Source organism: Microvirga calopogonii (assembly GCF_003347665.1).
Classification (GTDB): Bacteria; Pseudomonadota; Alphaproteobacteria; order Rhizobiales; family Beijerinckiaceae; genus Microvirga; species Microvirga calopogonii.
The window spans coordinates 40,466-55,364 of sequence record NZ_QDGA01000002.1 but is presented as its reverse complement, the minus strand read 5'-3'; the positions used below and the strand labels follow the sequence as shown (position 1 = coordinate 55,364).

Sequence of the window (14,899 nt, the reverse complement as noted above, 5' to 3'; positions counted from 1 at the left end):
CGCAGGCGAACCCGGAACCCATAAACTCGACGTTGTGAAGAAGGAGTGGGCCGGAATACGCCTCTTCCTGCAGCGTCGGCGGGTATGGGTTCCGGGTTCCGCTTCGCGGCCCCGGAATGACAGTGCTGCGCCTCTATCGATCGAGATCACCGGCCCAAGGCCGGGGATGACGTAAGAGGGGCAGACAGCGTATCTCCGCCATTATTCGGCCCGGGGGCGCACCAGGGCGAGCGGGGTGATTCTCAGCGCCATGATCCGGTTGCGCGATTTGCGCAGCACCTGGAAGCGGAAGCCGTGGAAGGTGAAGATCTGGCCCGTATCGGGGATGGTCTGCGCCTCGTGGATGACGAGGCCCGCGATGGTGGTCGCCTCCTCGTCGGGCAGGTTCCAGTCCATGGCGCGGTTGAGGTCGCGGATCGGCACGGAGCCGTCGACATTCACCGAGCCGTTCGGCTGCGGTCGCACGCCCTGGACCGAGAGATCGTGCTCGTCCTTGATGTCGCCGACGATCTCCTCGAGGATGTCCTCGAGCGTCACCAGTCCCATCACCTCGCCGTACTCGTCGACCACGAGGGCGAAGTGCGTCTTCTTCGCCAGAAAAGCCTTCAACTGGTCGCGCAGCGACGTGGTGTCCGGCACGAACCAGGTTTCGAGCGCGATTGCCTCGACCCTCAGCCTGCTCGCATCGCCGCCGACCGCATCGAGGGCGCGCAGGAGGTCCTTGGCGTGGAGCACACCGACGATGTTCTCCTGGCTCTCGCGCCAGAGCGGCATGCGGGTATAGGGCGAGGACAGCACCTCGCGGACGATCTCCTCCGACGAGAGATCCGCGTTGATGGTGCGCATCTTGGTGCGGTGGACCATGACCTCCGAGACGGTCAGGTCTTCGAGGTCGAGGAGGCCGCCCAGCATGTCGCGTTCCACCTTCGCCACGCCGCCTTCCTTGTGCAGCAAAGCGACCTGCCCGCGGATTTCCTCGCTGGCGGAAAGGATCGGCGTGTTCGCCCCGATCTTGATGCCGAACGGGCGCAGCATGAGCCGCACGATCCGCTCGATCGCGATGGCAAGCGGTCCGATCAGCGCCACGGCCCACGTCATGGGCCGCGAGAGAGCGAGCGAGACGGTTTCGGGGGAGGAGATCGCGACGGTCTTCGGCAGCACCTCGGCGAAGACGATCACCAGGATCGACATGAGCACGGTGGCGTAGATCGCGCCCTCGTGGCCGAAGATCGCCACGAGCACGCTGGTGGCGAAGGACGAGACGCCGATATTGACGATGTTGTTGCCGATCAGCACCGTGCCGATGAAGCGCTCGCGTATCTCGAGCAGGCGGTTCACCAGCTTGGCGCGCGTGTCTCCGCCTTTTTCCAGAACCAGCATGCGGGAGCGCGATGCGCCGGTGAAGGCCGTCTCGCCGGCCGAGAAGAAGGCCGAGAGCAGAAGACAGAAGATGACGACCAGGGCTGCAAACCAGAGATCGCCAAAGGATTCTTCGATCATGAGCGTGACGGTTCGAGTTCGCTGACCAGGAAGCTGCGGACCTTGTCGGCCTCGACACTGGGAGCGATGAAGCTCCGGCCGATGCCCCGGGCCAGGATGAAGGTCAGGGCGCCGCCCTTCACCTTCTTGTCCTGGGCCATGGCGTCGAGGAGCTCGTCGACCGTGCCGCAGCCACCCGGAACATGGGAAAGGCGCGTGGGAAGTCCAGCGGCCGCCAGATGGGCCTCGACGCGCTCGGCATCCGCTGCCGGGCACAGCCCGAGCGAGGCGGAGAAGCGGAAGGCGAGGGCCAGCCCGATGGCGACGCCCTCGCCATGGACGAGACGGGTGGAATCGTAACGGGTGATCCGCTCGAGGGCGTGGCCGAAGGTATGGCCGAGATTGAGCAGGGCCCTGTCGCCGTTCTCGTGCTCGTCTCGCACCACTACGTCGGCCTTGGCCCGGCAGCTCTGCGCCACGGCCTCGTCCCGCTCGGGGCCGCCGGCGAAGACGCCCTGCCAGTTGGCCTCGCACCAGGCGAAGAAGCGCTCGTCGTCGATGAGGCCGTATTTCGCCACCTCGGCGTAACCGGCGCGCATCTCGCGGACCGGCAGGGTGTCGAGGAGGGCCGTGTCGGCTAGCACCAGGCTCGGCTGGTGGAAGGCGCCGACGAGGTTCTTGCCGTGACGGGAGTTGATGCCGGTCTTGCCGCCGACGGAGGAATCGACCTGCGAGAGCAGGGTGGTCGGCACCTGGACGAAGCGCACGCCCCGGCGCACCACGGCGGCCGCAAAGCCCGCCAGATCCCCGATCACGCCGCCGCCGAGCGCCACCACGAGGTCGCCGCGCTCGATCTTCGCGGCCAGCACCGCGTCGCAGACCCGTTCCAGGCTGGCATAGGACTTGGTGGCCTCGCCGGGGGGAAGCGTGACGACCGAGGCGCGCAGGCCCTGGGCCTCCAGGGCGCCCGCCAGAGCGCCGGCATAAAGCGGTCCCACATGCTCGTCCGTCACGATGGCGGCGGCACGGGCACCAAGAGCGGCGATCCGTGCTCCGGCCGTCTCGATCAGGCCGCGTCCGACCAGGATGTCGTAGGCCCTGTCGCCGAGCGGGACCGGAACCGTGATGAAGGAGGAGCCCTCCGTCCGGGCAGCCAGCGGCGTCATGCTTCGGCGCTCCCTTGTTGTTCGCGTGCGAACCAATCGCCCAGTGCCTTGATGGCGTCGGCGACCACCCGGTCGTGCGGCGCCTCGTGGGAATCGAGGGTGATGTCCGCCGTGGCATAGACCGGATAGCGCTGCTCCATCAGGCGGCGCATGGTGCCCTCCGGGTCTGGGTTCTGCAGCAGCGGGCGGGTCGCCCGCTTGCGGACGCGGCGCATGAGGATGTCGAGATCGGCCTTGAGCCAGAGCGAGACGCCGTTCTCGGCGATGCGGCCTCGGGTCTCCTCGTTCATGAAGGCTCCGCCGCCGGTGGCGAGCACGATCGGCCCTTCCTGCAGGAGACGGGCGATCACGCGTCGCTCGCCGTCGCGGAAATGATCCTCGCCGTGGATGGCGAAGATCTCGGGGATGGTCATGCCGGCGGCGGCCTCGATCTCGTGATCGGCGTCACGGAAAGGCAGCTTGAGCGCCTGCGCGAGTCTGCGGCCCACGGTGCTCTTCCCGGCGCCCATGAGCCCGACGAGCACAATCGATCGCGTGCCGAGCTGGCGGGTCACGGGGTGGCCGCGCTGGCTTGCCTGGTTTTGCCCGCCGACTTCATCGAGCGAATTGAAGCGGCTGATATTGTTCATGTGAATGTCGTAGAGCATCGGGCCAAAAAGTGGAATGCACTTTTGGGAGCTATCCGGAGCTCATTGTCCGGGCCGGCACGGGCGTAGCGCCCTGTCACAAGGGTGTTATCCTCCCGTCCCGGTCAAACTTAACAGAAGTCAAGGACTTGCCTTCCAGGCCCTGGCATGGTTCTAGCGGTTCAACGCTTCAAGAGGCTCACGTGCCCACCCTGTTCCGATTTCTCTTCGTCGTCGCCGTCCTCGCGGGCCTTGGCTTTGCCGCCATGATCGCCCTGGCGACCTTTGTCCAGCCCGATCCGCGCGAGATCTCGGTTCCGGTGCATACCAGCAAGACGCCCTCGTCTTCATGAGCGGCGCACGCCACGCCAGCCTTTTCCTTGACATGCTCGCCGCCGAGCGCGGCGCCTCCAAGAACACGCTCGACGCCTACCGGCGCGACCTGGACGATTATCTCGCTTACCTAAAAGAAGCCGGCGGCCAGCCCGACAATGCGACCTCGGCCGTTGTGCGGGGCTTCATGGCGAGCCTCGAGGAGCGGGGCCTGAAGGCCTCCTCGGCGGCCCGCCGCCTCTCGGCGGTGCGCCAGTTCCACAAGTTCCTTTACGTGGAAGGCTATGCCCCGGCGGACCCGACGGCGGCCGTCTCGGCGCCGAAACGGGGGAGGGCGCTTCCAAAAGTTCTCTCCGTCGCCGAGGTCGACCGCCTGCTGCGGGTGGCCTATGAGGGCGTCGGGCACCCGCAGGCCACGCCTGCCGACCGCCTGCGCGCCGCCCGCATGGCCTGCCTGCTGGAGCTGCTCTATGCCACGGGCCTGCGCGTCTCGGAGCTGATCGCCCTGCCGAGCAGCGCCGCCCGGACCCGCGACCGCTTTCTCGTGGTGCGCGGCAAGGGCGCGAAGGAACGGCTCGTTCCCCTCACCGAGGCGGCCCGGGATGCGGCGCGGGCCTATCTCGCCCTGATGGAGGAGCAGAAGAAGGCCGTCGGCCCCTGGCTGTTCCCGGCCGACAGCGAGAGCGGCCATCTCACCCGCCAGGCGTTCGCCCGCGACCTGAAAGCGGTGGCCGGGGCGGCGGGCCTAAGGGCCGACAAGGTCAGCCCCCACGTGCTCCGCCACGCCTTCGCCAGCCACCTGCTCCAGAACGGTGCCGACCTGCGCGTCGTGCAGGAACTGCTGGGTCATTCCGACATCTCGACGACCCAGATCTACACCCATGTGCTGGACGAGCGCCTGAAGAGCATGGTGCGCGACCTGCACCCGCTGGCGGAGCGGGAGGGGTAGGGCTCTCCCAGTGTCATTCCGGGGCGCCGAAGGCGAGCCCGGAACCCATAAACACCACGGTTCAGGAAGAGGCTCCCAGCGGTACACGTATTTCTGCGCGGTCAGCGGTTATGGATCCCGGGTTCCGCTCCGCGGCCCCGGAATGACGGCGCGTGGAGTATTACCGCCGCTTCAGCAGGAACACGCCCTGGTCGCCGAGCAGGTTCCACACCCACCAGGGCAGGGTGACGCGCATGGGCTGGCCGCCGGCATTGAGCGCGACCGCCTTTTCCATCTGGGCGCCCACTTCCCGGCACAGCTCCACGAAGTCGCGGATGGTGCAGAAATGGATGTTCGGCGTGTCGTACCAGGAATAGGGGAGGTTCTCGGTCATGGGCATCCGGCCGCGGAAGCTGAGGTCGAACCGCACGCGCCAATGGCCGAAATTCGGGAAGGACACGATGGCCCGGCGGCCGATGCGCAGGAGATGCTCCAGCACGACCTTGGGCTGGCGCGTCGCCTGGATCGTCTGCGAGAGGATCACGTAATCGAAGGCATCGTCCGGATAATCGGCGAGGTCCGTGTCCGCGTCGCCCTGGATGACCGGCAGGCCCTTGGCGAGGCACGCATTCACGCCCTCGCGCGAAATCTCGATGCCGCGCCCGTCGACTTGCCTGCGGTCGCGCAGGATGGCGAGCAGGGAACCGTCGCCGCAGCCGATGTCGAGCACGCGGGAGCCCGGCTCGACCATGTCGGCCACCAGGAGGAAGTCGAGGCGGTGGCCGGTCTCGCTGTCGGTCAGGGGCAGGGTGGCCGGCAGGCTCATGCGATCCCCCGCACCCGCGCGGCCGCGTCGATGAAGCCGCGGGCGGCCGCGAACATCTCGGGCTCCTCGAGCAGGAAGGCGTCGTGCCCCTTGTCGCTTTCCACCTCGACGAAACCGACGGAGGCGGCCGCCGCGTTGAGCGCGTGGACGATGGCCCGCGAGTCGGAGGTGGGGAACAGCCAGTCGGAGGTGAACGAGATCACGCAGAAGCGCGTGGCCGAGCCCTTGAAGGCCTTGGCGAGAGAGCCGCCATGCTCCGCCGCGATGTCGAAATAATCCATCGCACGGGTGACGTAGAGATAGGAATTGGCGTCGAACCGCTCGACGAAGGAGATGCCCTGGTAGCGCAGGTAGCTCTCGATCTGAAAATCGGCGTCGAAGGAGAAGGTCGGGGCGCTGCGGTCCTGGAAGTTGCGTCCGAACTTCCGGTGCAGGGCCATCTCGGACAGATAGGTGATATGCGCGCCCATGCGGGCGACGGCGAGGCCCTTGGAGGGGCGCGTGCCCTCGGTCAGGTAGCGCCCACTGCGCCACTCCGGATCGGCCATCACGGCCTGGCGGCCGACCTCGTGGAAGGCGATGTTCTGGGCGGAATGGCGGGCGGCCGTCGCGATGGGCAGGGCCGAAAAGACCCGATTCGAATAGCTCACCGCCCATTGCAGCACCTGCATGCCGCCCATGGAGCCGCCGACGACGCAGAACAGGCTCTCGATCCCGAGCTTGTCGATCAAAGCGGCCTGCGCCCGCACCATGTCCCGGACGGTGACGACCGGGAAGTCGAGGGCATAGGGCTCGCCCGTGACCGGGTTGATGGAGGCCGGGCCCGTGGTGCCCATGCAGCCGCCGATCACGTTGGCGCAGATCACGAAGAAACGGTTCGTGTCCACCGGCTTGCCGGGGCCCACCATGGTCAGCCACCAGCCGGGCTTGCCCGTCACCGGATTGTCGTTCGCCACATGCTGGTCGCCGGTCAGGGCATGGCAGATCAGGACGGCGTTGGATCGGTCCGCGTTCAGGGTGCCGTAAGTCTGGTAGGCAATCTGCCAGGGGGCCAGAGCCACCCCGGAATCCATCATCAGGGGCTCGTCCGCGCCAAAGCGCATGACCAGGCTCGACGGGTCGTCGACCTGGCTTCGCGGTTCGGAGGACAGGGGCGCAAAGGACATCATTGAGCGGAAATGTTCGTTCTTTCGAACAACCGGTACTGCGGAGCGGCTGTCGCGTCAACGAACATAACGTCTCGGTAGGAGGTGGGGTGGATATTCCCTCCATGTCGTGGCCGGCCTTGTGCCGGCCATCCACGTCTTTGAGCCGTAGTGTCAAAAGACGTGGATGCCTGCGGCAAGCGCGGGCATGACGGTGGAACCTGTCCAGCCAGGACGGTCTCAGATGACAAAGAAGTCGAGGTTGGTGAGCTTGAGGTTCTTGGACAGGGTGGCGACCTGAATCGCCTCCTTGGCGCCATTGCCATCGGCATCCTAGAACAGGGCGCCGGTCTTCTTGTTGTAGATCACCCGATCGTCCCGGTCATGCGCCGCGCTGCCGACGAAGAACTCGCCCTTCTTGAGCACGCCCTTCTTGCTGATCTTGGAAAACACGCTTTTGGCCAGGTGGATCGTGTCGTCGGCCACGACGAAGTCGAGGATCCGGTCCAGGTTCTGCTGCTTGTTCAGCGTGTTGGTCTTGGCCAACTTGGCGTCGAACACGAACACGTCCTGCCCGGCTCCGCCGGTGAGCGTGTCGTTGCCCAGCCCGCCGGAGAGCCGGTCGTTGCCGCCATTGCCGTAGAGCTGGTCCTTGCCTCCGAAGCCGTAGAGGATGTCGTTAGCGCCCTTTCCGGCGAGTGTGTCGTCGCCTGCGGTGCCGTTCAGCGTGAGCGGTGAATCCACGGGTGTGCCGGGATCGCCCGGATTTCCTGGCGTATCAGCGATATCGCTGACGCTGAGGGTGATCTCCTGGGTGGTCTCAAGCCCATATTGGTCCTTGGCCGTTACCGTGACGCTGTAGCTGGTGTTGGTCTCATAATCGAGCGGCTTGAGCAGCACGAGGGCCGTGCCGTCGAGACTGAAGGTGCCGGTGGGGTCGCTCAGCGTGTAGGTGATCGCATCGCCTTCGGCATCATGCGCCGACAGCGTGGCGAGGGGAGTGTTGACGAGGAGGTTTTCGGCGAAGGCGGTTTTCGAGAACGCGATGTTGTCGGGCCTGGTGTTGTAGAGAGCGATCCTGCCGTCGGCGAATTCGAGAAAGCGGATGTTGCGCAGTTCATCGATGCCTTCGAGTTGACTTGTGACAGTCGTAACGCCGTCTGTCGTGACATAGCCGTAATCGGCTCTGTTGCCCGCAAAAACTGCCGTGTTCGTCCCCGCGCCACCGTCGAGCGTATCGGGGCCTTTGCCGCCGTTGAGCGTGTCGTCGCCATCGTTGCCGATCAGCTTGTTGCGATTGTCATCGCCGATGAGCGTATCGTTGCCTCTGCCACCCTCCAGATTTTCGATCCCAACAAGGAAATCCAGGCCATATCCCCCGGTATCCTGCCTCTGGTTCTGCAGCTTCAGGCTGACGGTCACGGCTGCATCTCCGCTGTAACGCGCCGTGTCGCTGCCAGGAGAGCCGTCGTTGGGTTCGATGCCGCCGTCGAGAGTGTCGTTTCCAGTCCCGCCAATCAGGATGTCGTTGCCGCCTTGTCCGCTAAGGAAGTCATCTGCGCCCCCGCCATCGAGAACATCATCTGCGCCTCCGCCCGCAAAGCCATTTTCGAGATCATTGCCGGTTAAATGATCGATCCCGTAACTGCTAGTGATGTTCTGGATATTGCGGAGCGTATAAAGTCCGTGTCCTGTCTGCTGCGGATCCTCGATGCGGAGATCGACCGTACTCCCGCCCATGATCTCGATCGTATTGATCCCGCCTCCGCCATCGATCACATTCGTTCCTTCGTCGATAACAAAGGTTTCCCTTCCGTCGCCGCCATAGGCCGTATTGTTTCCCTGTCCAAGAATAATGGACTTTGTGACGCGTCCCCCGCGCCCATCGTAAAAATCGTCCCCATTTCCAAGGAAGATGTAGCCTTCAATCAGGCCTGTATTGATCAATCTGTCGTCGGCGCCTCCAAGTTCGATTGCTGAACCTTGAGAACCCGCTCTGATCGTGCCGGAATTATTGATCGTAACGGCACCTTCAAGGCTGGAGATCGCTCCATCATTGCCGCTGATTGTACCTTGGTTGTTGAGCGTCGTCCGACCCGCCTCCTCGGCAGAGCCATAGATCACAATTCCATAGTAGAAGGCGCTGACCGACCCTGCGGCGCCTATGGAAATATCGTTCATCCCTCGCAGATAGAGGGCGTGTCCATTGGCGCTGACGACCGAGCCGAGGATGTCGAGCCTGTCCGAGAAACCAGAGGAGTAAAACCCTTCCGCCCCCCAACGCGGATTATTATCGATGATGCCCGAAGCCTTGAGCGTCACTCCGGCGGCCACCGTGACGTAATCGTCGCCGTCGAGAAGACGGATGCGATCGTCTGTGGCCTCAAGATCCGACGTGAAACTATAATCCGTCAATTTCAGGCACTCCGATTGTCGTATAGTATAACATTAGCAAAACTTGACAGCAACGTGGCTCGGGACCTCACGGCTCAAGAATGGATAAGTGGAATTGGAGCCAAGTCTGAGGCTTCAACCCTCGATGAGCGCAGCGTCCGAACGGACTTTTGCTTCCGCTAGGGCAGACTTGCCCTGCAAATCTGCCGTGTGATCAGTGATGACAACGGCCCCCAAAACCGTCAAAGAAAGGCGCCCGACCGAAGGATCCTGCGATATGTCTGCCGAGAAGCCCGTCCCGTCCCTTGCCGAGCTGCGCCAGGAGATCGATCGGATCGACGAGGCGATGCACCGGCTGCTCATGGAGCGCGGCACCATCATCGACCGGCTGATCGCCTCCAAGAAGGCCTCCCAGACGGGCATTAGCTCCGCTTTCCGGCCAGGCCGCGAGGCCTCGATGATGAAGGCGCTGGCCGAGCGCCATGAGGGATTGCTGCCCCTCGACACGGTGGAGAGCATCTGGCGGGTGATCATCGGCACCTTCACCTATGTCCAGTCCAACTACTCGGTCCATGCGGACGTGTCGGGCGGGGATGCGCCGATGCGCGACTCGGCCCGGTTCCATTTCGGCTTCACGGTGCCCTACATCACCCATCCGAGCGCGGCGGCCGTGATCGAGGCGGTGGCGGCCTCCCGGGGCGATCTCGGCATCTTCCGGCTCGACCAGGGCGCGACCAGCGGCGCCTGGTGGCGCACGCTCGCCGACAAGCGCCGCCCGAAGATCATCGCGCGCCTGCCCTTCATCGAGCGGCCCGATCATCCGGCCGGAACGCCGGTCTTCGTCATCTCCAAGCCCCTGACCGATGCCGCCGTGCGCGACGTGGTGCTTTATGCCGCCCAGTTCGAGCGCTGGCACAAGGGCGCCAATGAGGCCCTGACGCAGCTCGGCGGGGAAGTGGTGGCGAGCGCGGCCGACACCAACGGCCTGTCCGAGCTCATCGCCGTGCCCGGCACCGTCGAGCCCGCGCAGCTGCGTCAGTCCCTCACAAAGGCCGGCGCCAGCCTCGCGCAGCTCGCCGAGATCGGCAGCCATGCCGAACGTTTCCACGTGAAATGAAATCCGACCTGCGCTAGAGCGTCTCCCATCATTCGATTGCTAGGAAGTGAAGATGTCCACCCGTCCCCAACCCCGTCCCGGCGTGATGCAGATCGACGCCTACGTGCCCGGCAAGAGCAAGGCCGCAGGGGTTGCCAAGGTCCATAAGCTCTCCTCGAACGAGACGCCGCTCGGCCCCTCCCCGAAGGCCATGGAAGCGTTCCGCGCCTTCGACCATCTCGAGCTTTATCCTGACGGCGCGGCGACGAAGCTGCGCGAGGCGATTGGCGCGAAATACGGCCTCGATCCAAGCCGCATCATCTGCGGGGCGGGCTCGGACGAGCTGCTCGCGCTGATCACCCATGCCTATGTGGGCCCGGGCGACGAGGGGATCTTCACCGAGCACGGCTTCCTGGTCTACCGCATCGCGATCCTGGCCGCCGGCGGCACGCCCGTGGTGGCGCCGGAAAAGGACCTGCGCACCGATGTGGACGCGATCCTGAGCCGCGTGACGGAAAAGACCAAGATCGTCTTCCTGGCCAATCCCAACAACCCGACCGGCACCTACATCCCCTTCGACGAGGTGAAGCGGCTGCATGCGGGGCTGCCGCCCCATGTGGTGCTGGTGCTCGACGCGGCCTATGCGGAATACGTCCGCCGCAACGATTACGAGTCGGGCCTCGAGCTCGTCGCCACCTCCGAGAACGTGGTGATGACCCGCACCTTCTCGAAGATCTACGGCCTCGCCAACCTGCGCCTCGGCTGGATGGTGGCGCCCGCCCACATCGCCGACGCGGTCAACCGCATCCGCGGGCCGTTCAACGTCAGCGGCCCGGCCATGGCGGCCGGTATCGCGGCGATCCAGGACGAGGCCCATCTGGCGAAGGCCATCGAGCACAACGAGCGCTGGCTCGCCTGGCTCACCCGCGAGATCGAGGCCCTGGGCCTGAAGGTCACGCCGAGCGTCGGCAATTTCCTGATGGTCCACTTCCCGAAAGAGGCCGGCCGGACCGCGCAGGACGCCGATGCCTTCCTGTCCGGCCGCGGGCTCATCCTGCGCCGGATCGATGCCTACGGCCTTCCCGACGCCCTGCGTCTGACCGTGGGCGACGAAGAGGCGAACGGCCTCGTGGTGGCGGCGTTGCGCGATTTTCTCGGGGGGCACCATGCCTGAGCGTCTCGGTCCTCCTCGCGACACGCCGCTCTTCGAGCGCGTGGCCCTCGTCGGCCTCGGGCTGATCGGTTCGTCCATCGCCCGCGCGGCGCGGCATCTCAATCTCGCGCGCACCATCGTGGCCGTCGATGCGAGCGAGGCGGTGGTCGAGCGGGTGCGTGAACTCGGGATCGCCGACGAGGCGACCAGCGACGCGGCGGCAGGCGTTCGGGACGCGGATCTCGTGATCCTGTGCGTGCCGGTGGGCGTCTGCGGAAAGGTCGCCGAAGCCATGCGGCCGGGGCTCAAGCCCAGCTGCATCGTGTCGGATGTGGGCTCGGTGAAGGCCTCCGTCATCGCGCAGGTGCTGCCGCATCTGCCCGCAGGCGTGTCGTTCGTTCCGGCTCATCCGGTGGCCGGCACGGAGCATTCGGGCCCGGATGCGGGATTTGCGACGCTCTTTCACAATCGCTGGTGCATTCTCACGCCGCCGGACGGCACGGACGAAGCGGCCGTCGCGCGCGTGCGCGCCTTCTGGGAAGCGATGGGCTCCAACGTGGAAGTGATGAGCGCGCAGCACCATGATCTGGTGCTCGCCATCACCAGCCACGTGCCGCACCTGATCGCCTACAACATCGTCGGCACGGCGGCGGATCTGGAGACGGTCACGCAAGGCGAAGTGATCAAGTTCTCCGCCGGCGGCTTCCGCGACTTCACGCGCATCGCGGCCTCCGACCCGACCATGTGGCGCGATGTCTTCCTGCACAACCGGGAAGCCGTGCTGGAGATGCTGGGGCGCCTCAACGAGGACATCGCGCTGCTCGCCCGCGCCATCCGCTGGGGCGAGGGCGACAAGCTTTTCGACCTCTTCACCCGAACCCGCGCGATCCGCCGCGGCATCATCTCGTCGGGCCAGGAAACGCCCGAGCCGGATTTCGGCCGCAGGCGCGAAGACAAGGCGCAATAGACATGAAAATGGCCGGGCTTCGCGCCCGGCCATTGTTTTATCGCATCGAGGACGCGGCTCAGTTCAGCCGTGCGCCTTCCGGCGGACGCTCCGTGCCGCCGACGGTGACGTCGCCGATCATCAGGCCCATGGGGCCCGCATGCACCGGCACAGTCTCGCCGTCGTGGATCTCGCCGGAGAGGATGAGCTCCGCCAGCGGATCCTGCACATTCTTCTGGATCACGCGCTTCAACGGGCGCGCGCCATAGGCCGGATCGTAGCCCTTGTCGGCGAGCCAGTTTCGCGCGTCCTCGTCGAGCTGCAGCGTGATCTTGCGATCTTCCAGCAGCTTCTGCAGGCGGCGCATCTGGATGTCGACGATCGCCCCCATCTCCGAACGCTTCAGCCGGTGGAACAGGATGATCTCGTCCACGCGGTTGAGGAATTCGGGCCGGAAATGCGAGCGCACCACGCTCATGACTTCGTCGCGCACCGCATCCGTGTCCTGGCCTTCCGGCTGGTTCACCAGATATTCGGCGCCCAGGTTCGAGGTCATGATGATGAGCGTGTTGCGGAAGTCCACGGTGCGGCCCTGTCCGTCCGTGAGGCGTCCGTCGTCGAGCACCTGCAGCAGGACGTTGAACACGTCCGGATGCGCCTTCTCGATCTCGTCGAACAGCACGACCTGATAGGGCCTGCGGCGGACGGCTTCGGTGAGAGCGCCGCCCTCCTCGTAGCCCACATAGCCGGGAGGCGCGCCGATGAGCCGGGCGACCGAGTGCTTCTCCATGTATTCCGACATGTCGATGCGCACGAGCGCGGTCTCGTCGTCGAACAGGAAGCTCGCCAGCGCCTTCGTCAGCTCGGTCTTGCCGACGCCCGTGGGGCCGAGGAACATGAACGAGCCGATGGGCCGGTTCGGATCCTGCAGTCCTGCACGCGCACGGCGCACGGCGGTCGACACGGCCGTGACAGCCTCGGCCTGGCCGACGACGCGCTTTGCCAGATCCTGCTCCATGTGCAGGAGCTTCTCGCGCTCGCCCTCCAGCATCTTGTCGACGGGAACGCCGGTCCAGCGTGAGACGACCTGCGCCACGTGGTCGGGCGTCACCGCCTCTTCCATCAGGCCGCCGCCATCGGCGCGGGACTCGACTTCGGACAGCTGCTTCTCGAGTCCAGGAATGACCCCGTAGGACAACTCGCCCGCCTTCGCCCAATCGCCGCCCCGCTGCGCGGCAGCGAGCTGGTTGCGCGCCTCTTCGAGCTTCTTCTTGAGGTCGGCGGCCGTGCCGAGCTTGTCCTTCTCGGCCTTCCAGCGTGTGGTGATCGCGTCCGACTGCTCTTCCAGGTCCGCAAGCTCCTTCGAGAGGCGCTCGAGGCGGTCCTTGGACGCATTGTCCGTTTCCTTCTTGAGCGCCTCCTGCTCGATCTTCAGGCGCACGATCTCGCGGTCGATGTTGTCGAGCTCTTCCGGTTTCGAATCCACCTGCATGCGCAGGCGCGAGGACGCCTCGTCGACGAGGTCGATGGCCTTGTCGGGCAGGAAGCGATCGGTGATGTAGCGGTTCGACAGCGTGGCTGCCGCAACAAGCGCACTATCGGTGATGCGCACGCCGTGATGCTGCTCGTACTTCTCCTTCAGGCCGCGCAGGATCGACACGGTGTCTTCCACCGTGGGCTCGCTCACAAAGACCGGCTGGAAACGACGGGCGAGCGCCGCGTCCTTCTCCACGTGCTTGCGGTACTCGTCGAGGGTGGTCGCGCCGACGCAGTGCAGCTCGCCGCGCGCGAGCGCGGGCTTCAGGAGGTTCGACGCATCCATGGCGCCATCGGCTTTGCCCGCGCCGACGAGCGTGTGCATCTCGTCGATGAACAGGATGATGCCGCCTTCGGCCGACGTGACTTCCTGCAGCACGGCCTTCAGGCGTTCCTCGAACTCGCCGCGATATTTCGCGCCGGCGATCAACGCGCCCATGTCGAGGGCGAGCAGCTGCTTGTCCTTCAAGGATTCGGGAACGTCGCCGTTGACGATGCGCAGCGCCAAGCCTTCGACGATGGCGGTCTTGCCGACGCCGGGCTCGCCGATGAGCACAGGATTGTTCTTGGTACGGCGCGACAGGACCTGGATCGTGCGGCGGATTTCCTCGTCGCGGCCGATCACCGGATCGAGCTTGCCGTCGCGCGCCGCTTCCGTGAGATCGCGCGCGTATTTCTTCAGCGCGTCATAGGCGTTCTCCGCCGTCGCGTTGTCGGCGGTGCGGCCCTTGCGCAGGGCGTTGATGGCGGTGTTGAGCCCCTGGGCCGTCACGCCGGCCTGGGCCAGGATCTTGCCTGCTTCCGTGTCCTTCTCGACGGCGAGCGCCAGCAGCATCCGCTCGACGGTGACGAAGGAATCGCCCGCCTTCTCGGCGGCCTTTTCGGCGGTGTCGAAGAAGCGCATCAGTTCGCGCGTGGCCTGCGGCTGCGAGGCCGAGCCGGACACCTTCGGTTGCTTGGCGAGCCATTGCTCGACGGCCGCATGGGCGTCACGGGAGCGCCCGCCGGCACGGTCGATCAGACCGGCGCACAGGCCCTCCGGATCGTCGAGCAGAACCTTCAGGATATGACCGGGAGCGAGCTGTGGGTGGCCTTCGCGCACGGCAAGGTTCTGCGCCGCCTGAACGAAGCCCCGGGCACGCTCGGTATACTTTTCGAAATTCATTCTCATCCCTCCTCAGATCCGCCCGCCCTTCTGGAGGCACGGGCCGATCCTGCGATGTCGGACCCCCTTCTGGAGCATCCGCGAACCTTAGGTGGGTGCATTGATC

General features: G+C 65.5%; 12 protein-coding genes. 5 read left to right on the top strand and 7 right to left on the bottom strand.

Annotation, left to right across the window (positions count from 1 at the left end; genetic code table 11):
* Nucleotides 1-201: 201 nt before the first annotated feature.
* Genes DDF70_RS02815 through DDF70_RS02805 form a run of 3 tightly spaced genes read right to left on the bottom strand, consistent with a single transcriptional unit; the run spans nt 202 to nt 3,274 of the window.
* Nucleotides 202-1,500 carry an HlyC/CorC family transporter gene (locus DDF70_RS02815; protein WP_114943357.1) on the bottom strand — a complete coding sequence of 433 codons (1,299 nt, stop codon included), beginning with the start codon at nt 1,498-1,500 and terminating at the stop codon, nt 202-204.
* Nucleotides 1,497-2,645, bottom strand: coding sequence for a 3-dehydroquinate synthase (gene aroB / locus DDF70_RS02810; protein WP_114943356.1), 1,149 nt, complete (start codon nt 2,643-2,645; stop codon nt 1,497-1,499). The genes DDF70_RS02815 and aroB overlap by 4 nt, the downstream gene beginning before the upstream one ends.
* The gene (locus tag DDF70_RS02805) at nt 2,642-3,274 is read right to left on the bottom strand and encodes a shikimate kinase (RefSeq protein WP_245435350.1); all 633 of its coding nucleotides are present in this window, start codon (nt 3,272-3,274) and stop codon (nt 2,642-2,644) included. The genes aroB and DDF70_RS02805 overlap by 4 nt, the downstream gene beginning before the upstream one ends.
* Nucleotides 3,275-3,474: 200 nt before the next feature.
* Here DDF70_RS02805 and DDF70_RS02800 point away from each other — a divergent pair, with 200 nt between their 5' ends.
* Nucleotides 3,475-3,624, top strand: a complete 150-nt coding sequence (locus tag DDF70_RS02800) for a hypothetical protein (protein ID WP_009493318.1) — start codon at nt 3,475-3,477, stop codon at nt 3,622-3,624.
* Complete coding sequence (gene xerD, locus DDF70_RS02795; protein ID WP_114943354.1) at nt 3,621-4,553, top strand: site-specific tyrosine recombinase XerD; 933 nt, start codon at nt 3,621-3,623, stop codon at nt 4,551-4,553. Before DDF70_RS02800 ends, xerD begins: the two co-directional genes overlap by 4 nt.
* Before the next feature lie 160 nt (nt 4,554-4,713).
* Here the strand turns inward: xerD and metW are convergent, their stop codons facing one another.
* The 3 genes from metW to DDF70_RS38660 form a co-directional block, all read right to left on the bottom strand.
* Nucleotides 4,714-5,358, bottom strand: a complete 645-nt coding sequence (gene metW, locus DDF70_RS02790; protein ID WP_114943353.1) for a methionine biosynthesis protein MetW — start codon at nt 5,356-5,358, stop codon at nt 4,714-4,716.
* Nucleotides 5,355-6,527: a homoserine O-acetyltransferase MetX gene (gene metX / locus DDF70_RS02785; protein WP_425374045.1), complete on the bottom strand. Its 1,173-nt coding sequence runs from the start codon at nt 6,525-6,527 to the stop codon at nt 5,355-5,357. Before metX ends, metW begins: the two co-directional genes overlap by 4 nt.
* Before the next feature lie 309 nt (nt 6,528-6,836).
* Nucleotides 6,837-8,918 (bottom strand): cadherin domain-containing protein, encoded by a 2,082-nt coding sequence (locus tag DDF70_RS38660; protein ID WP_114943352.1) that lies wholly within the window; start codon nt 8,916-8,918, stop codon nt 6,837-6,839.
* Between the two features lie 256 nt (nt 8,919-9,174).
* On the opposite strand from DDF70_RS38660, the gene DDF70_RS02775 reads away from it, so the two are divergent.
* The 3 genes from DDF70_RS02775 to DDF70_RS02765 are packed head-to-tail and all read left to right on the top strand — an operon-like array spanning nt 9,175 to nt 12,113.
* Complete coding sequence (locus DDF70_RS02775) at nt 9,175-10,014, top strand: chorismate mutase (protein WP_114943351.1); 840 nt, start codon at nt 9,175-9,177, stop codon at nt 10,012-10,014.
* A gap of 52 nt (nt 10,015-10,066) precedes the next feature.
* Nucleotides 10,067-11,167: a pyridoxal phosphate-dependent aminotransferase gene (locus DDF70_RS02770; protein WP_114943350.1), complete on the top strand. Its 1,101-nt coding sequence runs from the start codon at nt 10,067-10,069 to the stop codon at nt 11,165-11,167.
* Nucleotides 11,160-12,113, top strand: coding sequence for a prephenate/arogenate dehydrogenase family protein (locus DDF70_RS02765; protein WP_114943349.1), 954 nt, complete (start codon nt 11,160-11,162; stop codon nt 12,111-12,113). Before DDF70_RS02770 ends, DDF70_RS02765 begins: the two co-directional genes overlap by 8 nt.
* A 58-nt stretch (nt 12,114-12,171) precedes the next feature.
* Here DDF70_RS02765 and clpB read toward each other — a convergent pair whose 3' ends face one another.
* A complete protein-coding gene (gene clpB / locus DDF70_RS02760; RefSeq protein WP_114943348.1) occupies nt 12,172-14,793 on the bottom strand; it encodes an ATP-dependent chaperone ClpB in 2,622 nt (873 codons plus the stop codon).
* Between the last annotated feature and the right edge of the window lie 106 nt (nt 14,794-14,899).